General features: G+C 61.6%; 18 protein-coding genes. 10 read left to right on the top strand and 8 right to left on the bottom strand.

Annotated features, from left to right (window positions below):
• Positions 1-134: 134 nt before the first annotated feature.
• From JJD66_RS07240 to fabF, 3 genes are all read right to left on the bottom strand, one after another.
• Complete coding sequence (locus JJD66_RS07240; protein WP_096144670.1) at positions 135-2,114, bottom strand: peptidase U32 family protein; 1,980 nt, start codon at positions 2,112-2,114, stop codon at positions 135-137.
• Between the two features lie 262 nt (positions 2,115-2,376).
• On the bottom strand, positions 2,377-2,757 hold the full coding sequence (locus tag JJD66_RS07235; RefSeq protein WP_014718423.1) for a RidA family protein: 381 nt from the start codon (positions 2,755-2,757) through the stop codon (positions 2,377-2,379).
• A 71-nt stretch (positions 2,758-2,828) separates the two neighbouring features.
• Positions 2,829-4,097: a beta-ketoacyl-ACP synthase II gene (gene fabF, locus JJD66_RS07230; protein WP_200647874.1), complete on the bottom strand. Its 1,269-nt coding sequence runs from the start codon at positions 4,095-4,097 to the stop codon at positions 2,829-2,831.
• 107 nt (positions 4,098-4,204) lie between these two features.
• On the opposite strand from fabF, the gene JJD66_RS07225 reads away from it, so the two are divergent.
• Positions 4,205-4,681, top strand: coding sequence for a winged helix-turn-helix transcriptional regulator (locus JJD66_RS07225; RefSeq protein ID WP_105226810.1), 477 nt, complete (start codon positions 4,205-4,207; stop codon positions 4,679-4,681).
• A gap of 4 nt (positions 4,682-4,685) precedes the next feature.
• On the opposite strand, the gene JJD66_RS07220 is transcribed toward JJD66_RS07225, so the two are convergent.
• The 3 genes from JJD66_RS07220 to JJD66_RS07210 all read right to left on the bottom strand — a co-directional run bounded on the left by JJD66_RS07220 (position 4,686) and on the right by JJD66_RS07210 (position 6,645).
• Positions 4,686-5,555, bottom strand: coding sequence for an isocitrate lyase/PEP mutase family protein (locus tag JJD66_RS07220; protein ID WP_014718426.1), 870 nt, complete (start codon positions 5,553-5,555; stop codon positions 4,686-4,688).
• Between the two features lie 110 nt (positions 5,556-5,665).
• Entirely contained in the window at positions 5,666-6,334 is a 669-nt protein-coding gene (locus tag JJD66_RS07215; RefSeq protein ID WP_089041669.1) for a DUF3313 domain-containing protein, read from the bottom strand.
• Positions 6,334-6,645 (bottom strand): hypothetical protein, encoded by a 312-nt coding sequence (locus JJD66_RS07210; RefSeq protein ID WP_034127413.1) that lies wholly within the window; start codon positions 6,643-6,645, stop codon positions 6,334-6,336. Before JJD66_RS07210 ends, JJD66_RS07215 begins: the two co-directional genes overlap by 1 nt.
• Positions 6,646-6,810: 165 nt before the next feature.
• Between JJD66_RS07210 and JJD66_RS07205 the strand changes: the two genes are divergently transcribed.
• From JJD66_RS07205 to JJD66_RS07165, 9 genes are all read left to right on the top strand, one after another.
• Positions 6,811-7,521 (top strand): response regulator, encoded by a 711-nt coding sequence (locus JJD66_RS07205; RefSeq protein ID WP_371920461.1) that lies wholly within the window; start codon positions 6,811-6,813, stop codon positions 7,519-7,521.
• Positions 7,518-8,846, top strand: a complete 1,329-nt coding sequence (locus JJD66_RS07200; RefSeq protein ID WP_105226813.1) for an ATP-binding protein — start codon at positions 7,518-7,520, stop codon at positions 8,844-8,846. The genes JJD66_RS07205 and JJD66_RS07200 overlap by 4 nt, the downstream gene beginning before the upstream one ends.
• Before the next feature lie 279 nt (positions 8,847-9,125).
• Positions 9,126-10,082: an ABC transporter substrate-binding protein gene (locus JJD66_RS07195; protein WP_200647873.1), complete on the top strand. Its 957-nt coding sequence runs from the start codon at positions 9,126-9,128 to the stop codon at positions 10,080-10,082.
• Positions 10,083-10,104: 22 nt separating this feature from the next.
• Positions 10,105-11,436: an LLM class flavin-dependent oxidoreductase gene (locus JJD66_RS07190; protein WP_200647872.1), complete on the top strand. Its 1,332-nt coding sequence runs from the start codon at positions 10,105-10,107 to the stop codon at positions 11,434-11,436.
• A 101-nt stretch (positions 11,437-11,537) separates the two neighbouring features.
• A complete protein-coding gene (locus tag JJD66_RS07185; protein ID WP_200647871.1) occupies positions 11,538-12,377 on the top strand; it encodes a helix-turn-helix transcriptional regulator in 840 nt (279 codons plus the stop codon).
• Between the two features lie 36 nt (positions 12,378-12,413).
• The gene (locus tag JJD66_RS07180) at positions 12,414-13,796 is read left to right on the top strand and encodes an aspartate aminotransferase family protein (protein ID WP_200647870.1); all 1,383 of its coding nucleotides are present in this window, start codon (positions 12,414-12,416) and stop codon (positions 13,794-13,796) included.
• Positions 13,797-13,942: 146 nt separating this feature from the next.
• Entirely contained in the window at positions 13,943-15,322 is a 1,380-nt protein-coding gene (locus tag JJD66_RS07175; RefSeq protein ID WP_200647869.1) for an APC family permease, read from the top strand.
• Between the two features lie 153 nt (positions 15,323-15,475).
• Complete coding sequence (locus JJD66_RS07170) at positions 15,476-16,966, top strand: aldehyde dehydrogenase (RefSeq protein WP_200647868.1); 1,491 nt, start codon at positions 15,476-15,478, stop codon at positions 16,964-16,966.
• Positions 16,967-17,097: 131 nt separating this feature from the next.
• Complete coding sequence (locus tag JJD66_RS07165; RefSeq protein ID WP_198715767.1) at positions 17,098-18,030, top strand: cupin; 933 nt, start codon at positions 17,098-17,100, stop codon at positions 18,028-18,030.
• Between the two features lies 1 nt (position 18,031).
• Here the strand turns inward: JJD66_RS07165 and JJD66_RS07160 are convergent, their stop codons facing one another.
• A complete protein-coding gene (locus tag JJD66_RS07160) occupies positions 18,032-18,937 on the bottom strand; it encodes a LysR family transcriptional regulator (protein WP_200647867.1) in 906 nt (301 codons plus the stop codon).
• A gap of 117 nt (positions 18,938-19,054) precedes the next feature.
• Positions 19,055-19,315, bottom strand: coding sequence for a metallothionein (locus JJD66_RS07155; protein WP_014718436.1), 261 nt, complete (start codon positions 19,313-19,315; stop codon positions 19,055-19,057).
• Between the last annotated feature and the right edge of the window lie 17 nt (positions 19,316-19,332).

Here is a 19,332-nt window from a genome sequence, read left to right as displayed (position 1 = left end):
TCGGCTGACAAAGACTGATTGATCGTCGTATGCTTTTTCATGGGCTCGCCCTCGCTGTCGTTGGCTTCTATAAGAATGCCACCGTGGCGCATAGACGCCTCGGCTTGGGCGAGTCCATCTAATTACAAAAGCGGTTAGTGCGTGCCCTGGTAGATAAGGTTTTCCGGGTTGAAATGCTCCACCGCACTGCCCGGCTGCGGCAGCCCGAGGATATGCCCCTTGATCTTGCCCACCACATGCATCTCGCACGGCTTGCAGTCGAATTTGAGGGTCAATACCTCATCGCCATGAATCAACTGCATCGGCGCGACCTTGGTCTTCACCCCGGTCACACCCTTGGCCTGTTTAGGGCACAGGTTGAACGAGAAACGCAGGCAGTGCTTGGTGATCATCACCGGCACTTCGCCGGTTTCTTCGTGGGCTTCGAAGGCCGCGTCGATCAGCTTCACGCCGTGACGGTGGTAGAAGTCCCGGGCCTTCTGGTTGTAGACGTTGGCCAGGAACGACAGGTGCGCCTCGGGATACACCGGCGGCGGCGACGTTTCAGCCTTGCGCCCACCCCGCGGATGTGCGGCGACGCGTGCGGCGGTCAGTGCTTCGATCACTTCACGGCGTAACGCCTTGAGCTGCGAGTTGGGGATGAAGAACGCCTGCGGCGCATCCAGTTCGATACGGGTGGCGTGATACTCGGTGGTACCGAGCTGGCCGAGCAGGTCGCGCAGGGTGTCCAGCGCCTGCTCCGGTTTGTTGGCCACGCCAAACGGGCCGGGCAGGGTGACACTGGCGCTGATGCCTTCTTCGCTGGTCGCGGTGATTTGCAGTTGCTCTTCACGCAGGCGCGCGACCCATGACAAACCGATACGGCGCTCGGCCGAGGTCTTGAGCAGGGCCTGTTGCCAGTTGTGGTCCAGGTTGCGATTGAGCGGGTGATGCGGACGCAGTTGATGCAGGCCAGCCGGCATTTCGTTGGGCTCGACGCGGTAGCGGTAGCGCTTCTCACCGTCTTCCTCGAACTCACCCTTGGGCTCGGCGATGTTGGCGCGAAAACCCACCACTTCACGCTTGATCAGCACATTGAGGCCGTCGCCGTTGGACAGTGGCTCATGGGTGACCACCTGCAAGTCGCGCTTGCCGGCTTTTTCCACGGTGCCCACGGGCAGGCCGGTAAAGGTCGGGGTGTCAAAGGCACCGATGTCGATCTTGCGGTCGCTGACAAAGTAATCGGTGCTGCCACGGTGGAAGGTTTTTTCCGGGTCGGGCAGGAAGAAGTGCGCGGTACGGCCGCTGGAAGCGCGGGCCAGGTCCGGGCGGTCTTCGAGGATCTCGTCGAGGCGCTGGCGGTAGTAGGCGGTGATGTTCTTCACATAACCCATGTCCTTGTAGCGGCCTTCGATCTTGAACGAACGCACGCCCGCTTCGACCAGGGCCCGCAGGTTGGCGCTCTGGTTGTTGTCTTTCATCGACAGCAGGTGCTTTTCAAAGGCCACCACGCGGCCCTGGTCATCTTTCAGGGTGTAGGGCAGGCGGCAGGCCTGGGAGCAGTCGCCACGGTTGGCGCTGCGGCCATTTTGCGCGTGGGAGATATTGCACTGCCCGGAGAACGCGACACACAGGGCGCCGTGGATAAAGAACTCGATGGCGGCATCGGTCTCGTCGGCAATGGCGCGGATCTCTTGCAGGTTCAACTCGCGGGCCAGTACCAACTGCGAGAAACCGGCCTGGTCGAGAAACCTGGCCCGGCCCAGGGTGCGGATGTCGGTCTGGGTGCTGGCGTGCAGCTCGATCGGCGGAATATCCAGCTCCATCACGCCAAGGTCTTGCACGATCAACGCATCCACACCGGCATCGTAGAGCTGATGGATCAGCTTGCGCGCAGGTTCCAGCTCGTTGTCATGCAGGATGGTGTTGATGGTGGTGAAGACGCGGGCGTGGTAACGGCGGGCGAATTCCACCAGTTGAGCGATATCGCTCACGTCGTTACACGCATTGTGGCGGGCGCCAAAGCTCGGCCCGCCGATATAAACGGCGTCGGCGCCGTGCAGGATAGCCTCACGCGCAATGGCGACATCGCGGGCAGGGCTGAGCAATTCCAGGTGATGCTTGGGCAAGGACATAGTTTTTTTAGTCAGGCTTGTCACGGTTGAGGCGCGCATTGTAGCTGTGAAATGCCTGGGCGGCATCTACCGCAGGGCTGTCGGGCCTGATGCAAGCCCGTTAAGCGAACGCAATGCTCAACGCAACGAAGCCCCAATGTGGGAGCTGGCTTGCCTGCGATGGCGATTGAACATTCACCACCGCTATCGCAGGCAAGCCAGCTCCCACCTTTTTGACCGCGTTCGACATTCCGATCAGATCGGCGTTAACGGCGTCACAGATTCAAGCCTTGGCAGCCATCGCCGTCACTTCCACCCGCATACCTTCCACCGCCAAGGCGGCAACGCCCACTGCTGCCCGTACTGGCCAGGGCTTGGCGAAAAAGCGCTTGTAGACCTCGTTGAACGCAGCACGGTCGGCCATGTCGGTGAGGTAGATGGTCAGGTGCATAACCCGGTCCATCGAACTGCCAGCCTTTTCCAAGGCAACTTTCAGCGCTTGCAGGGTGCACTCGCTTTGCAGGGTGATATCGCCCAGCTCAAGGCTGCCATCGGCATGGGTGGGAATCTGGGTGGATACCAGGATGCCGTTGAAGCCGATCACGTCGGATGAGATGGAATCGGCGTCTGGGTCAGGGGTATAGGACAGGTCGTGGTTGGCCATGGGCACCTCGTGTTGGCAGGAACAGAAAGGCGCCATGGTCGGTGAAATTCAGCCCAGGGGCAAACCCCGGCTTATATCCAGCGTCGGAACAGTACGCTGGCGTTCACGCCGCCAAAGCCGAAGCCATTGGACAGCGCATATTCAATCGGCATGGGCCGCGCCTCATCGCGCACCATGTCCAGGCCGTCGGCGAGGGTGTCCGGGTTTTCCAGGTTGAGTGTCATTGGCGCGATCTGGTCACGCAGGGCAAGCACGGTGAAGACGGCTTCGATGCCCCCCGCAGCACCGAGCAAGTGGCCGGTGGCGGATTTTGTCGAGCTGATGGCCGGGCTGCCGCCAGTACCGAATAGCGTCCTGATCGCCGCCAGCTCGCCTTTGTCGCCCACTGGTGTGGAGGTCGCGTGGGCATTCAGGTACTGCACCTGCGACGCCTCGATGCCTGCCTGGCGCAACGCTTGAGTCATTGCCCGGCGCGCACCGTCACCGTCTTCAGGCCCTGCGGTCATGTGATAGGCGTCTGCACTGGTGCCATAGCCCACCAGTTCGGCAATCGGCTGCGCGCCCCGCGCCAGGGCATGTTCGAGTTCTTCAATTACCAGAATACCGGCGCCTTCGCCCATCACAAAGCCGTCGCGCGCCTGATCGAAGGGTCGCGAAGCGAGCTGCGGGGTGGCATTGAAATCGCTGGACAGCGCTCGCGCTGCGGCGAATCCGGCAAGGCTGACGCGATGAATCGCCGCTTCGGCACCGCCGCATACCGCGACGTCGACTTCCCCGGCGCGAATCATTCGCGCTGCGTCGCCGATAGCCTGAACCCCGGCGGCACACGCGGTTACTGGCGCACCCAGCGGGCCTTTCAAGCCATAGTTGATCGACACATGCCCGGCGGCCATGTTGCTCAGAAACGATGGAATGGTGAAGGGCGACAAACGACGCGGGCCCTTGCTGTCGGTGGTGCGCACCGCATCGGCAATGGCCGGGAAACCGCCGACGCCGGAGGCGATGATGGTTGCCGTGCGTTCCTGCTCCTCGGGTGTTCTGGGGGCCCAATTGGCCTGCTTCAGGGCTTCATCCGCCGCCGCCAGGGCGAACAGGATAAAGCGGTCCATCTTGCGCTGTTCCTTGGCTGCCAACAGTCGATCAGGATCAAAACCGGCTTCGGGGTCTTGCAACACACTCTGCACCTGGCCGCCGATGCTGACCGCCAGATCACCGATCAACTCTTGCGGCAAGCGGCGGATGCCTGACTGTCCGTCCAGCAAGCGCTGCCAAGTGGATTCCACGCTCGACCCCAGCGGCGTCAGCGCGCCCATGCCCGTCACGACGATACGTTTACTCATGCTCAATCGACTCCTGTTGCTTGAAGGATACACAGCGTATGGACGTCACTATCATCATGAAAGTAACATGGCGTCATACAAGTTTGTACTCGCACACAGGAATACTTATGCAGCGCAAATCCCTCATCAGTGCCGAATGCCCCATCGCCCGTAGCCTTGAACGGGTAGGGGAGTGGTGGAGCATGCTGATCATGCGCGACGCCTTGCACGGCTTGCGCCGTTTTGACGAGTTCTCGCGCAGCCTGGGCATCGCGCCCAACATGCTCACGCGCCGCCTTAATGGCTTGGTAGACGCGGGGATGCTGGAGCGCCGCGCCTACAGCGAGCGGCCGCCACGCTACGAATACGTGCCGACGGCCAGAGGCGAAGACTTTCGTATGGTTCTAATGGCGTTGGTGGCGTGGGGCAATCGGCATTACGCCGAGGAGGGCATCAGTGTCGAGGTAGTGGACCGTGAGACGGGCCGACCGGTGCAGCCGATGATGGCGACGGAGGAAGGGGCGTGGGTGGCGATGGATCAGTGCGTGGTACAGCCCGGCCCGGCCGCCAGCGCAGGGATGCGCCAACGGCTGAGCCGTGAGTGATTGATTACTCTTTTACATCCATGAATTCTTCGGCCCACGCCACATAGCTCTCAGGCAAGGTGTAGGTGTGGGTCAATTCCGTCGCACTGAGGTTCGAGGTGCTGTGGGTCAGTTGACGCTGGGCACGCAGGCTGTCGTAAGTGGCCTTGATCGCGGCGAAGTAGGCGCCATGCCCGGCCACCACGATGCGTACGCCCAGGCTGGCCAGGCGCTCGCTGTCGTGCAGTTGTGGGTTGCCGTAGGTCACCAGCATCAGCGGAACGCTGAGGTTCTCCGCGATTTGCTCCAGGTGGTCGAAGTCCTTGACGCCGACCATGCAGATGCCGTCAGCACCGGCCTTTTCGTAGGCCTTGGTCCGCGCAATCACGTCGCTGGTGGGCAGCACGCCGGCATTGGTGCGCGCAATGATCGACAGCGCCGGGTCGACACGCGCCTCCAGCGCGGCCTTGACCTTGCCGATGCCTTCTTCGACGGAAATCAGGTCCGTGGATTTACGCCCGAATTGCGCGGGCAAGAGGGTGTCTTCGATGGTCAGCGCTGCGACGCCGGCACGTTCCAGTTCTTCGACGGTGCGCATCACGTTCAGGGCGTTGCCGTAGCCGTGGTCGGCATCGGCGATGAAGGGCAACTGGGCCACACGGCCGATGCGGGTGGCTTGCTCGACGAACTCACTCAGGGTAATCAACGCAAAATCGGGGGCCGCCAGCACCTGCAGGGAGGCGACCGAGCCGCCCAGGATTCCCACTTCAAACCCCAGGTCGGCCGCGATGCGGGCAGACATGGGGTCGAATACGGAGGCGGTTTCAACGCACAGGGGCGTTGCCAGCAGGTCACGGAAATTACGGCGTAGCGCTGAGTGAGAAATCTTGGGCATGGTCTTTCCTGGCTTTGGTCATCGTCAAGTGACGATCAATGTCTATTCGTGGTGCCGGGAGATTACCACGCAGATGCCCCTGTGATTATGACGTTTGAGCGCGGCGAGGGTTATCGAGCGACTGCACTGTACGACGTACCCAGGTCGCGAGCCCAGCCGTCGAGCACGTCCTTGACGTTGTCGGCGGTCATGACTTGCTTGTCATTGGCCAGGGGTGCGCCGGTGCCTTTACGCACCATGGCCGCCACGACATCGCCGGTCGAACCATCTTCCAATGACAGCTCCGTGGCGATTTCACTGTCTCGATCGCGGATGCCTGTGGCGGCGCTCACGCCCGCTGCGACCAGGGTGATCGGCAGCCACTCATAAAACCGCAGTCCCTGGGGGCTGGTGGCGATGCGGGTGATGGCAGGGCGTACTGTGAGGGTGTCAGGGCCAGGTTTTGAGGCCAGATAAACGTATTTGCCAAGTTCCGAGCGCAGTACCAGGTCGTAGTAGCCGGTGACGTGGGAGAGCGTGCTTTGGGGGATCTGAGCGCTGGGTTCAACAGCCGGGAAAAACTGGCTGGGCGCCAGGTAGACCTGCTTGTAGCGGCCGCGCTTCAAGGCCGGGCTGATCCAACTCAGTACGGTCTGGCCCGACGGGCTCTGTTGTTCTTTAAGCAGGCTGTAGTCATGAAGAAAGCCGGTATATCGCTCGGGTTCGACCTTGTTGCTGCTGCAAGCCATCAGGCTCAGGGTGGCCGCCATCAGGAGCAGGAGTGAGCATTTACGAGCCATCAATGGGTTGCCTGTTCGTTTGGAGTGTCGTGTGACGATTCGATATGCAACTGACCATGGGTCATGATCCAGTGGACAAGCTCGGCGATGGGAATGGAGTGGGCGTACTCGACCCAGCGCCCGGCGTCGGGGCTGTAGTGTTCGAAGTAGCGGCGCAGCACGATACGGTCCAGGTCCGCGTTCAGCCCCAGGCAGGATTCCTGGAACAGCATCGGGCTATCCTGAGCCGGGGAAGAGGTGCGCTGGCTCAGTACCAATGGCCGCGCATCGCCTGCTGCTTGCTCGGTGTACCTGCTGCTCGAAACTTTCATAGGCGTCTTTCGTGAGTGGGAGGTGTGCAGCATGCCCGACAGGTTTTGCCCAAAGATGTCCGGGTTGTGTCCGTGGCGAAGGAATGTTGCTCGATTGAAATAAATGACCCCGGCGCCGGAATGGTTTTAGATGTCGTTCTTTTTTTGGCCTGGGAATCTGTGAACGTGAGCAGACTGCTGATCGTCGATGACGACGTGGAAGTGCTGGCATTGCTGAAGAAATTCTTCGTCCAGCACGCCTATGAAGTCGACGTGGCCGCCGACGGCGAGGCCATGTGGGCGGCCATCGCACAACAGCGGCCGGACACGATCATCCTCGACCTCATGTTGCCCGGCGAAGGCGGCCTCAGCCTCTGTCAGAAAGTGCGGGCGCAGTTCGGCATCCCTATCATCATGCTCACGGCCATGGGCGAGCTGAGCGACCGCATTGTTGGCCTGGAACTGGGCGCCGACGACTACCTGACCAAACCCTTCGCCCCGCGCGAATTGCTGGCCCGCCTGCGCGCTGTGCAACGGCGTGCGGGACAGCCGGTCATCGCGGCCGACGAGCGCTCACGCCCGGTGATTGCCTTCGCCGGTTGGCATCTGGATATCACCTGTCGCGAGCTGCGTTCGCCGGAGGGCGTCATGATCCCGTTGTCCGGTGGCGAGTTCGACCTGCTGGTAGTGTTTCTCGAACACCCCCAGCGCATTCTCACCCGCGACCAGTTGATCGACCTGACCCATGGCCAGGGCCACGACGCCTTCGACCGCAGCATCGACGTGCAGGTCAGCCGGCTGCGGCGCAAGATCGAGCCCGACTGCAAACGCCCGGACCTGATCCGCACCGTGCGCAATGGCGGCTATCTGTTCACCGCCCCGGTGACCCGCGCATGATTCGCCGCCTGCTGCGCCGCGACACCCTGAACCGGCGGATCGCCCTCACCATTCTCGCCGCGATGCTCGCCTCACTGGCCCTCAATGCCTTGTTCGTGCAGGTGGCCGGGGTGTGGGCGCGTCCGCCCATCGACCGCACGGGGTTGCTGGAGCAGATGGCCGCGACGTTGAAAGTGATCGAGGCCGCGCCTGCGCCGTTGCGCTCGCACCTGGCGGCAGCGGCCAGCGATGCCCGGTTGCAGGTGACGTGGCATACCGACCCCGTGGATTTCGGCCTGCCCAGCGGCGGCAACGTGCTACAGGCGGGCGAAGTCCCGGGGATACAGGCGTTGTTTGGCACGGGGCGCACCATTCAGGTGTACAGCCCGGACGATTGGCCCCGTGGCAGCCCCGACGCGCATTATGTCGCGCTGGTGCAGTTACTTGATGGCAGCTGGTTGTCCTTCATCCCACCCGAACGCAGTTGGGGCCTGAGCGCACCCACGCGGATCGCGGTGATCATCATCCTGGGGTTGATCGCCACCTTGCTGGTCGCCTGGGTGGCCACCCGGCAATTGGCCAAGCCGTTGCAGCGTTTCGCCAGTGCCGCCAGACGCTTCGGCGGCGATCTGCGCGCACCGCCGATCGACATCGAAGGCCCCGACGAAATACGCCAGGCCACTATCGCCTTCAACACCATGCAGGCGCAGATCCAGCACTTCATCGGCGAACGCACCCAGATGCTGGCAGCCATTTCCCATGACTTGCGCGCGCCTTTGACGCGGATACGCCTGCGCTGTGAGTTCATGGAGGATCTGGACCATCAGCACAAGCTGATTCGCGATGTCGAGGAAATGCAGTCGATGATCAACGCCGCGCTGGCGTTTTTCCGCGACGATACGGTGCTGGAGCACAGCACGGCATTCGATCTGTCTGAACTGCTGCAAACCATCATCGACGACTATCGCGACCAGCAGCTGGCGGTCGACTTCCGGGGGCCGCCCCATTTGGTCTATCACGGCCGGCCATTGGCGCTTAAACGGGTGGTGGTCAACCTGCTGGAAAATGCCGCCAAGTACGCCCGGCACCCCAGCATTGCTCTGAGTGTTGACGACCAGAGGGTGTGCATCGAAGTCAACGATGAGGGCCCCGGGATTCCCGAGGCGGACCTGGAGCGTGTGTTCGACCCGTTCTTTCGTCTCGAGACCTCACGCAACCGCAATACCGGTGGGGTAGGGCTTGGGCTCTCGGCAGCGCGGGCCATTGTGCGCGAGCAGGGCGGTGAGCTGAGCCTGAGCAATCGACGTGGTTCCGGGTTGGCGGCTCGGGTTGAATTGCCGCGCTAGCGTGATGCGATATGCGCATTATTAATGAATTAGGTTATGCGTTATTAGTATTTTACATCTCGCCTTCAGCCCCACGAAAATAGCCCGGACACCCAAAAACCTGTGGCGAGGGAGCTTGCTCCCGCTGGGGCGCGAAGCGGCCCTGCTCTTTGTCAGGAGCATGGGGCCGCTACGCAGCCCAGCGGGAGCAAGCTCCCTCGCCACAGATAAAAGCTTTTTAAAACCGAGACCGTGCGTGCGGATCGATTTGAATGCCCCACAAGGCATCTGGAGACGAACGTGCGTTACCTCAAAACCCTGGCGGCCGGGGTGGCCGCCTCTTTGCTGTACCTGACGGCGCAGGCCCAAACCCTGGTGGTCGGCGACCAGAGCTACAACGCCCAGGCCGTGATGGAAGCGGCGGGGGTGCTGGATGACCTGCCTTACACGCTGGACTGGAAGCAGTTCACGGCCGGGTCGCCGGTGGCCGAAGCGCTCAACGTCGGCAGCCTGGACCTGGGACTGCTCGGGGATGCCCCGGTATTGTTTCTGGGCGCCTTGGGCGCACCGATCAAGGTGATCGCCGTCAGCCGGCAAAATCTCGACGGCGTAGCCATCCTGGTAAAAAAAGACTCGTCGATCCACAGCCTGGCCGATCTGGCAGGCAAGCGCGCTGCGATCTGGAAAGGTTCCTGGAGCCAGCAACTGTTGCTGACCGCACTGGACAAGGCCGGGGTTGCGCGGGATTCGCTGCAATGGCGCTACCTCAGCGCCCTGGATGCCTCCCACGCGCTGGAAGGCGGCGCCGTTGACGTGATCGCCACCTGGGAACCCTATGTCACGCAACAGGAACGCCAAGGTGCGCGGGTGCTGGCAACCGCTGAAGACTTGATCCCGGCGCAGAGTTTCATTGCCGCCAACGCCAGTGCTGTCGAGGCCAAGCGTGAACCCATCAGTGACTTCCTCCAGCGCCTGAAAAAAGCCCGCGACTGGGCCCGCCAAAGCCCGGCCAACGCCAACGCGTATGCCGATGCCTGGGCCAAGCGCACCCGCGCTGATGCCGACATCGCTCGCGTCTGGTTTGCCCGCGCACGCACCACCGTCGAGCCGCTGACGCCTCAGGCGCCCATCGAGGCGCAAAAGACCGTGGACTTTTTTGCCGGCCTGGGCCTGGTCAAGTCTTACTCGGCCGCCACGTTGTTCGACCCTTCATTTGCAGCCGCCTTGCAGCCCGCCGTCGCCACCACCCAGCCCTGACCGCTTGAAGGACTACTGCGCAATGACTAAAAGACAGCTCAAACTGGGCGCCCTGACCATGGGCTGCGGTGGACCGGGCCGCCATAACCTGTGGCTTGATCCGCAGTTGCCGGCCGATGCCAGCGTCAACGTCGATTGGTACATCGAGATAGCGCGCCAGGCCGAGGCGGCGCTGTTCGACCTGCTGTTCATCGTCGACAGCCAGTTCATCACCGAAGGCTCGCCTTCCCATTACCTCAATCGCCTGGAGCCGCTGACCTTGCTGTCGGCACTGGCCGTGAGCACGCGGCATATCGGCCTGGTCGGTACGCTGACCACCTCGTATAACTCGCCCTATAACGTCGCCCGGCGCCTCGCCTCCCTGGACCTGATCAGCAAAGGCCGCGCCGGCTGGAACGTGGTGACCAGTGGCGATGCCGGTACCGCCGGCAATTACAGCCGCGACGAACATTACGACTATGCCACCCGCTACGGGCGTGCCGCCGAACACGTTCAGGTGGTACAGGGGCTGTGGAACTCTTACGAAGACAATGCGTTTGTGCGTAACCGTGCCACTGGGCAGTTTCTCGACCCGAGCAAGCTGCACAGCCTGAATCACCAAGGCGAACACTTCTCGGTGGTGGGCCCGCTGAATATCCAGCGCTCGCCCCAAGGCCAGCCGGTGATTTTCCAGGCCGGCGACTCGGAGCAAGGCCGCGACCTGGGCGCCGCCACTGCCGATGTGATCTTCACCCACGCGGCCAGTATCGAGCAGGGCCAGGCGTTTTACCGCGATATCAAGGGCAGGGCGGCACAACGGGGGCGCGATCCGGAACAGGTACTGATCATGCCCGGTGCGGAAATTTATGTGGGCGACACCGATGCCCATGCCCGGGAAATCGAGCAGCACTACCATCAGCTCGACCATAGTTTTGCGCTGGCACTCAAGGAGTTCGGGCGCAATTTTGGCTGGCACGATTTCAGCCAGTACGACCTGGATGCGCCGTTCCCGCAAGAAAGCCTGGAGGCCGCGCGCAGCAGTTTTTTCACCGCTGCCAAACGCATCGCCGACCAGGCGCGGGAGCAGGGCTTCAGCCTGCGCCAGGCCGTCGAGTTTGGCCGGCAATTGCGCCCAGGCGCGTTCGTGGGCAGCGCCGCCACGGTAGCGCAGAAAATGGCGGATTGGTTCGAGGCACGGGCGGTGGACGGGTTCAATATCTACATCGGGCACCCTGGGCAATTTGATCGCTTTACTCAGGAGGTGATCCCTTTGCTGCAAGAGCGCGGTGTTTATCGCACGGCCTACGAGGGCTCGACCTTGCGCGAAAGCCTGGGCTTGGCGATTCCGAGGTTCCAGCGCACCCACTCACCCTAACGGGTGATTTCGATGGCTTTGCGGGTATGGGACTATCACTTCAGTCCCCGGCGCCAGTGACCTGGTGTCGCACCCAACCGTTATGACGGCGAGTCTTCGAAGTGGATAATGATCGACTGTCTTCAGCCCAGTGGTTCGAACAAATAGCCAGGGTGACCGAGAGCATCGGGCACGCGGGGTTTGCCGCCACGTTGTTCGATGCCCTGGGGTGTATCCACCCCATTCAAGCCACGACCTTGTACCTGTACCCCCACGACGGCATGCCCAGCGCATTGTTCGAACTGGACGGGCCATGGCTGCCCCAGGGCAATGTGCGCCAGTACCTCTCCGGTTTTTACTTGCTCGACCCGTTCTACGGCGCCTGCGTGGAGGGCGCCGCTTCCGGCTGCTACGACCTTGCCGATGTGGCCCCCGACCACTTTGAGCACAGCGAGTACTACCAGTCGTTTTACCGGCATTCGCACCTGGAGGATGAGCTCAACTACATCCTGCAGGCGAGCAACGGCTTGAGCCTGGCAGTGTCGCTGGCCTTTACGCAAAAGCTCGACGCGGCCACCACCGAGCAATTCAAGCGCATAGCACCTTGGGTATTGGCAGTGCTGGGCAAGCACTTCGTCGGCCTGGAGGCTCAGGGCGCGCGTTTCGAAAGCCTGCTGGAACAGCGTATTCACTCGGCACTCAACAACTTCGGCTCCTCGCTGCTCACCGAACGCGAATGCCGGATCACCCAGTTGATCCTGCGCGGCCACTCCACACGTTCGCTGGCCGAGCGCCTCGGGGTCACCGAAGACACCATCAAGTCCCACCGCAAGCACATCTACAGCAAGCTCGACATCGGCACGCAATCGGAACTGTTTTCCCTGTTTATCGACTCGTTGGCCGAGGCCCAGGGCGGGCTGAGCAAAGACCCCCTCGAACGCTACATGAGCAAAGGCCGTTGACCGGCCGCATGACTACCCACAACAAGAGAAAAAGCCATGAACCTACCCTTTGAACCGCAACGCCAGACCCAGGACTACCAAGCCTCGGACGCGGCTCACCATATCCATGCCTTTGTGGATCAAAAGGCGCTGAATGCCGAAGGCCCGCGCGTAATGGTCCGCGGTGAGGGCCTGTACCTGTGGGACAGCGAGGGTAAGCGTTACCTGGACGGGATGTCGGGCCTGTGGTGCACGCAGCTGGGTTATGGGCGCAAGGACCTGACGGCTGCGGCGGCTGCGCAGATGGATCAGTTGGCGTACTACAACATGTTCTTTCACACCACCCATCCGGCGGTGATCGAGCTGTCCGAGTTGCTGTTCAGCCTGTTGCCAGGGCACTACAGCCATGTGATCTACACCAACTCCGGTTCCGAAGCCAATGAAGTGCTGATCCGCACCGTACGCCGCTACTGGCAAGTGCTCGGCAAGCCGCAGAAGAAGATCATGATCGGTCGCTGGAACGGCTATCACGGCTCCACCCTGGCGGCGTCTGCCCTGGGCGGCATGAAATTCATGCATGAAATGGGCGGCTTGATCCCGGACGTCGCGCACATTGACGAGCCTTATTGGTACGCCCAGGGCGGTGAGTTGAACCCGGCCGAGTTCGGGCGGCGCTGCGCCCTGCAACTGGAAGAAAAGATTCTGGAGTTGGGCGCGCAAAACGTCGCCGGTTTTATCGCTGAACCTTTCCAGGGCGCCGGCGGCATGATTTTCCCCCCAGAAAGCTACTGGCCAGAGATCCAGCGTATCTGTCGCCAATACGATGTGCTGCTGTGCGCTGATGAAGTGATTGGCGGTTTCGGTCGTACAGGTGAGTGGTTTGCCCATCAGTATTTCGGCTTCGAACCCGACACGTTGTCGATCGCCAAGGGCCTGACCTCAGGTTACCTGCCCATGGGTGGTTTGGTATTGAGCAAGCGCATGGCCGAAGCCCTAGTGGAGCGGGGCGGGGTGTTTGCCCATGGACTGACGTATTCCGGGCACCCGGTTGCGGCGGCGGTGGCCCTGGCCAACCTCAAGGCCTTGCGTGACGAAGGGATCGTGCGCCAGGTGAAGGACGACACCGGGCCGTATTTGCACAAGCTCCTGCACGAAGTCTTTGGCAACCACCCGCTGATCGGCGAGATCCAGGGCACCGGCCTGCTGGCAGCCTTGCAGTTTGCCGAGGAGAAGGACACGCGCAAACGCTTTGCCAACGAAAACGACCTGGCCTGGCAATGCCGCACTTTTGGCTTTGAAGAAGGCGTGATCATTCGCTCGACCCTGGGCCGCATGATCATGGCGCCGGCCTTGGTGGCCAGCCGCGCGGAGCTCGATGAGCTGGTCGACAAGACCCGCATTGCGGTGGACCGCACCGCACGGATCGCGGGAAAACTGTGAAGGGCTGAGCCCCTGCATGCCGCTTCGGTTGACCAGGGTGGGCGCCCCATAGCGGCCTGCCCACCGCTCCCAATGGATGATTCATCAAAGGTGTCGATTTGATCGAACGCCGCGGCGCCCTGCATTCCACTTTCCAGGAGTCAGCAATGAATACAATAACAAACGTAGCCGATACTCCCGCCCATCAGACCCCAACCCAACCAACCTCATCGCGCCGCTTTCGACAACCCCTGGGCCTTGTCGGGCTTGTACTGTTCGGCCTGGCGTATATGGTGCCGCTGGCGGTGTTCACCACCTACGGTCTGGTGACCCAGATGACCAAGGGGCACCTGCCCACTGCCTATCTGTTGACCCTGGCTGCCATGCTGCTGACGGCCTACAGCTATGGGTGCATGGTCAAGGCGCACCCGTATTCGGGCTCGGTCTACACCTACACACGCAAGGCGTTTGGCGCCTCCTTCGGCTTTATCGCCGGCTGGACCTTGCTGCTGGACTACATCTTCCTGCCGCTGCTCAGCTATTTGCTGATCGGCATCTACTTGTCCGAATACTTTCCTACCGTGCCCACCGCCGTATGGGTACTGGGCTCCATTGCCCTGGTGACGGCGCTGAATCTGGTGGGTATCGAGTCGATTACCCGGGTCAATTGGGTGCTGATCGTGGCCCAACTGGTGTTCATCGTGGTGTTCGTGGGGTTGTCGATCCACAACCTCAGCGGGCAAGCCGAGCCGGTGTCGCTGCTCAAGCCGTTTCACCATGAAGGCTTCAGCGTGCCGCTGATCATGACCGGCGCGGCGGTGCTGTGCTTGTCGTTCCTGGGGTTTGATGCGGTGTCGACCATGGCTGAGGAGACACCTGACCCGCGTCGTACCATTCCGCAGGCGATCATGGCGGTGTCGCTGATCGGTGGGTTGCTGTTTCTAGTGGTGTCGTATTGCGCCCAGATGGTCTTCCCGGAATGGAATAGTTTTGCCGATCCCGACTCGGCTTCGGTCGATGTGATGCGCCGGGTCGGCGGCGAGCTACTGGTGAGTGCGTTTACCGCCACCTATGTGGCGGGCTGTTTCGCCTCCGCGATGGTCTCCCAGGCCAGCGTGTCCCGCGTGCTGTTCGCAATGGGCCGCGACGGCGCGTTGCCCAGGGTATTCGGCAAGCTGGTGACGAAAAAACGCGTGCCGGCCAACGCGATCATGCTGGTCAGCCTGTTTTCGCTGATTGCGCTGTTTATCAGCCTGGACACCGTGGCCAACATGATCAGCTTTGGCGCGCTGTTCGCGTTTTCGGCGGTGAACCTGGCCGTGATCAAGCATTACCTGGGCGACCAGAAGCTGCGCGGTACACGCAACTATCTGCTGTACGCCGCCCTGCCGGGCCTGGGGTTTCTCAGCACGCTGTGGTTGTGGACGAGCCTGTCGGGTATGTCGTTCACCATCGGCCTGGGCTGGATGGGCCTGGGGCTGGTGTGTTTGTTCTGCGTCACGCGTGGGTTCCGGGTACGCATGCCGGAGCTGCAAATGGCCGAATGAACAGGCCCCACCTCGGTTCATCCGTAGGAGCGAGCTTGCTCGCGAAAAACGTCAACGATAACGCGTTCTTCCTGGATGAACGCGGCGCCTGTGAGTTTTTCGCGAGCAAGCTCGCTCCTACAAAAGCCTTACGGCCCAATTCAGGAGTACAGCATGTTCAACCTCGACTATTGGCAGCAACGCGCTGCCCGTCAAACCTTCATCAGCACCGCCCTGATCGACGGCCAGCCCGTAGGTGCACTCTCCGGGGCGACCTTCGACACCATCAACCCGGCGACCAACCGCTTGCTTGCGCAGGTCGCCGCCTGCGGTGCAGTGGAGGTCGACCTGGCAGTACGCTCTGCGCGCCGTGCCTTTAACGACGGCCCGTGGCGGCGCATGCCTCCAGGCGAACGCAAAAAAGTCCTGATCAAACTCGCCGACCTGTTGATGACCCACCGCGAAGAACTCGCATTGCTGGACTCCCTGAACATGGGCAAGCCGGTAATGGATGCCTATAACGTCGACGTGCCCGGCGCGGCCCATGTGTTCGCCTGGTACGGTGAAGCCCTGGACAAGCTCTACGATCAGGTCGCGCCGACGGCCCACAACGCGTTGGCGACCATTACCCGCGAAGCATTGGGCGTGATTGCAGCGGTGGTGCCGTGGAATTTTCCGCTGGACATGGCCGCCTGGAAACTGGCACCCGCCTTGGCGGCAGGCAACAGCGTGGTGCTCAAGCCCGCTGAGCAATCGCCGTTTTCCGCCCTGCGCCTGGCCCAACTGGCATTGGAGGCGGGTATGCCCGAGGGCGTGCTGAACGTGGTGCCAGGCATGGGCGAGGGCGCCGGCAAGGCACTGGGGTTGCACCCGGACGTCGATTGCCTGGTGTTTACCGGTTCGACCCAAGTGGGCAAGTACTTCATGCAGTACTCCGCGCAGTCCAACCTCAAACAGGTGTGGCTGGAGTGTGGTGGCAAGAGCCCGAACCTGGTGTTTGCAGACTGTCAGGACCTGGACCTGGCGGCGGAGAAGGCGGCCTTCGGGATTTTCTTCAACCAGGGCGAGGTATGTTCGGCCAATTCGCGCCTCTATGTGCAACGCTGCATCCACGACGAGTTCATCGAGCGCCTGATCGATAAATCCCACGCCTGGATGCCCGGCAACCCACTGAACCCTGCCAGCGCCGCCGGTGCAATTGTCGACAGCGGGCAAACCGCACGCATCATGCAAGCCATCGGGCAGGCGCACGCAGACGGTGCCACGCTGTTGACCGGTGGCCAACAGTTGAACATCGAGGGTTGTTCAAACTTCATCCAGCCGACGATATTCGCCAACGTCACCGCTGACATGCGCCTTTCCCGTGAGGAGGTGTTTGGCCCCGTGCTGGCGGTGAGTGCCTTCGATACCGAAGAACAGGCCGTACAGCAAGCCAACGACAGCCTCTACGGCCTGGCGGCATCGGTGTGGAGTGATGACCTGAACCGTGCGCATCGCGTGGCGCGTGCCCTGAATGCCGGTACCGTGTCGGTCAACACCATTGACGCCCTGGATGTAACTGTGCCGTTTGGCGGCGGCAAACAGTCGGGGTTCGGGCGCGATTTGTCGCTGCATTCGTTTGATAAGTACACGCAACTGAAAACCACCTGGTTCCAGTTGCGTTAACTGCCCCGTTTCGCATAAGTGCTGTGCCGTCACAGGCATTCATTCGTCAGGGCGCAATGCCTATAGTCCACTCACCCCGTGCAGCGCTTCAACCGCGCTGCGCGATCCAGCCCAAGACTGAGGTGAGCCTGATGAACCGTGAATTCGACCCCGCACTGACGGATATCAACCAAGTGGACGCCGAGTACTTCGAGTACAGCAAGGCGGCGAATCCCATCAGTGCCAACCTGATTTCCCGTATTCCCTACCACAGCTTTCCGGCCTCGCTGTATGACAGTGGCCCCTCCCGCGTGGTACCGCTGGACCTCAGCGACGCCTTGGGCTGCGAAGGCCCTGCGACAGGCCCCGGGTTATGTGCGAACTTCATGCGCATTAACCGTGGCGACACGCTGACCCTGCAACCCAACGCCACTTCCCAGGTGTTCTACGTGATTGCCGGGGAGGGCAGCATGGTTCAGGGGGAGTATGAGATTCAATGGTCCAAGGGCTGTTTTATCGCCCTGCCGGGATTACAGCAGGCGCACTTCAGTGCCCGCGAGGATGCGCGCCTTTACTATGTGCACGATGAGCCGTTGCTGCGTTACCTGGGGGTGACACCCAGCGCCGATCGCTTTGCGCCGACCCTGTACCCAGCAGCACTGGCCAACGCGAAGTTGCGTGAAGCGGCCGATGATCCCAGGGCGCAGGACCGCAGCCGCATCAGTATTCTGCTGGGCAACCGCCATTTCCCGCAGACACGCACGGTGACCCACGTGCTGTGGGCCATGTACGGGATTCTGCCGGCAGGATCGGTGCAGAAACCCCATCGACATCAGTCGATTGCACTGGACTTCATTATTGATTGCCCCAAGGGCTGTTATTCCCTGGTGGGCACCGAGCTGGATGCGGATGGGCAAATCCGTAACCCGCAACGGGTCGACTGGTCGCCCGGCCTGGCGTTTGTCACGCCACCGGGTTACTGGCATGCGCATTTTAATGAATCGGATAGCGAGGCGTTCCTGATCCCGATTCAGGATGCGGGGCTGCAAACCTACTTGCGTGCGCTGGATATCCGCTTCAGTTGAGTCACTTCCAGTCCGGTGTTTCGCCCAGTCGTTCAACGATAAAGTCGATAAAACACCGGACCTTGGACGATACGATGCGCTTGGGCGGGTACACAAACCACACCGCAAACGCCCGCTCCACGCCCTGGATATGCCATTCGGGCAGCCACTCTGCCAAGTCGCCGGCCTCGATACTTTGCGCCACCAGCCAGTCCGGCAACAGCGCAAAGCCCAGGCCCTGGCGCACGGCGATGAGTTGCGCGTCCAGGTCATTGATTCGAATCACGCCGTCATGCTGCAACGGGAGCGCGCGGCCGGCGGATACAAAACTGATATCGCCGGCGGTAGCCGTGCCCAGCACCGCAGGCACACCGGCCAAGTCCGTGGGCGTGGACGGAGGAGGGTGCTGCGTGCCAAACGCCGGGCTGACCACCAAGCGGTAGTGGCCGTCGCTGAGCTTGCGTGCCTTGAGCGTCGAATCGGCCAGCTCGCCAATGCGTATGGCCAAGTCGACGCCGGCATGAATCAAATTGACTTGGGTGTTATCCAGCACCAGCTCCACACTGATCTGCGGGTAGCGCACCAGAAAGTCATTCAACGCCGGCAGGATGTGATGCCGAGCAAACGCCGGCGGCAGGTTGAGTTTCAACACGCCCCGGGGATGCTGGTTCAGCGCAGACGTGGCGGCCTTGGCGTGTTCCAGCTCGTCCAGCACCCTGCGTGCATGTATCAGGAAGGTCTGGCCGCCTTCGGTCAGATGCAGCGTGCGTGTGGAGCGGTTGAACAGCGCGATGCCCAGGTCCTGCTCAAGGTCCTTCACATAGCGTGAAACCGTTGAGGCCTTGATCCCCAAACGCTCGGCGGCACGCGAGAAGTTGTTGCCTTCGGCGGCTTCGATGAAGGCGGTGAGCGCGGTGAAATAGTCCAAGGGCAGCCTCAGGGCAGGGCGGTGAGACGTGCAGGTTGTTGAGTTTTGCCGGGGGCTGTCAACTGCTAGACCCTAGAGCCACGATGCAGCCCCCGTTTTCCTAATGGGTCTGAATGATCAAGGCGATATGGGATCGCTTGCAGGAAAGGTTTCTTCGATCGCCTCGTCGAGCTGGCTATCGCTGACGGAGCGGTCTCGCACCTTCACATTCGACTCGCAATGGCAATCGGCACTGGGGCACGCTTGACCCTGTGGGTGCAAGTCGGCGCATGCCTGGCTGCAGTAGGCTTTGCCGTTGCGCTGGTGACGCGTGTCATGGGTCACCTGGCAGGTGCAACCTGGGCAGGCGCAGGGCAAACCTTGAGTTGTCGGGTTCATAGGTCCTCCGAATATTC

It is taken from the genome of Pseudomonas sp. MF6751 (assembly GCF_016613265.1).
Lineage (GTDB): Bacteria > Pseudomonadota > Gammaproteobacteria > Pseudomonadales > Pseudomonadaceae > Aquipseudomonas > Aquipseudomonas fluorescens_BV.
Note: the sequence above shows the minus strand (reverse complement) of the source record. Positions and strands in the feature narration are given on the sequence as shown.

Coding starts and splice junctions, on each gene's coding strand:
- JJD66_RS07235 (WP_014718423.1), bottom strand. CDS start 2,757: ATGGCCAACCACGACCTGTCCTATACCCCTGACCCAGACGCCGATTCC.
- JJD66_RS07210 (WP_034127413.1), bottom strand. CDS start 6,645: ATGAAAGTTTCGAGCAGCAGGTACACCGAGCAAGCAGCAGGCGATGCG.
- JJD66_RS07165 (WP_198715767.1), top strand. CDS start 17,098: ATGAACCGTGAATTCGACCCCGCACTGACGGATATCAACCAAGTGGAC.
- JJD66_RS07180 (WP_200647870.1), top strand. CDS start 12,414: ATGAACCTACCCTTTGAACCGCAACGCCAGACCCAGGACTACCAAGCC.
- JJD66_RS07175 (WP_200647869.1), top strand. CDS start 13,943: ATGAATACAATAACAAACGTAGCCGATACTCCCGCCCATCAGACCCCA.
- JJD66_RS07240 (WP_096144670.1), bottom strand. CDS start 2,114: ATGTCCTTGCCCAAGCATCACCTGGAATTGCTCAGCCCTGCCCGCGAT.
- JJD66_RS07200 (WP_105226813.1), top strand. CDS start 7,518: ATGATTCGCCGCCTGCTGCGCCGCGACACCCTGAACCGGCGGATCGCC.
- fabF (WP_200647874.1), bottom strand. CDS start 4,097: ATGAGTAAACGTATCGTCGTGACGGGCATGGGCGCGCTGACGCCGCTG.
- JJD66_RS07215 (WP_089041669.1), bottom strand. CDS start 6,334: ATGGCTCGTAAATGCTCACTCCTGCTCCTGATGGCGGCCACCCTGAGC.
- JJD66_RS07170 (WP_200647868.1), top strand. CDS start 15,476: ATGTTCAACCTCGACTATTGGCAGCAACGCGCTGCCCGTCAAACCTTC.
- JJD66_RS07190 (WP_200647872.1), top strand. CDS start 10,105: ATGACTAAAAGACAGCTCAAACTGGGCGCCCTGACCATGGGCTGCGGT.
- JJD66_RS07225 (WP_105226810.1), top strand. CDS start 4,205: ATGCAGCGCAAATCCCTCATCAGTGCCGAATGCCCCATCGCCCGTAGC.
- JJD66_RS07155 (WP_014718436.1), bottom strand. CDS start 19,315: ATGAACCCGACAACTCAAGGTTTGCCCTGCGCCTGCCCAGGTTGCACC.
- JJD66_RS07220 (WP_014718426.1), bottom strand. CDS start 5,555: ATGCCCAAGATTTCTCACTCAGCGCTACGCCGTAATTTCCGTGACCTG.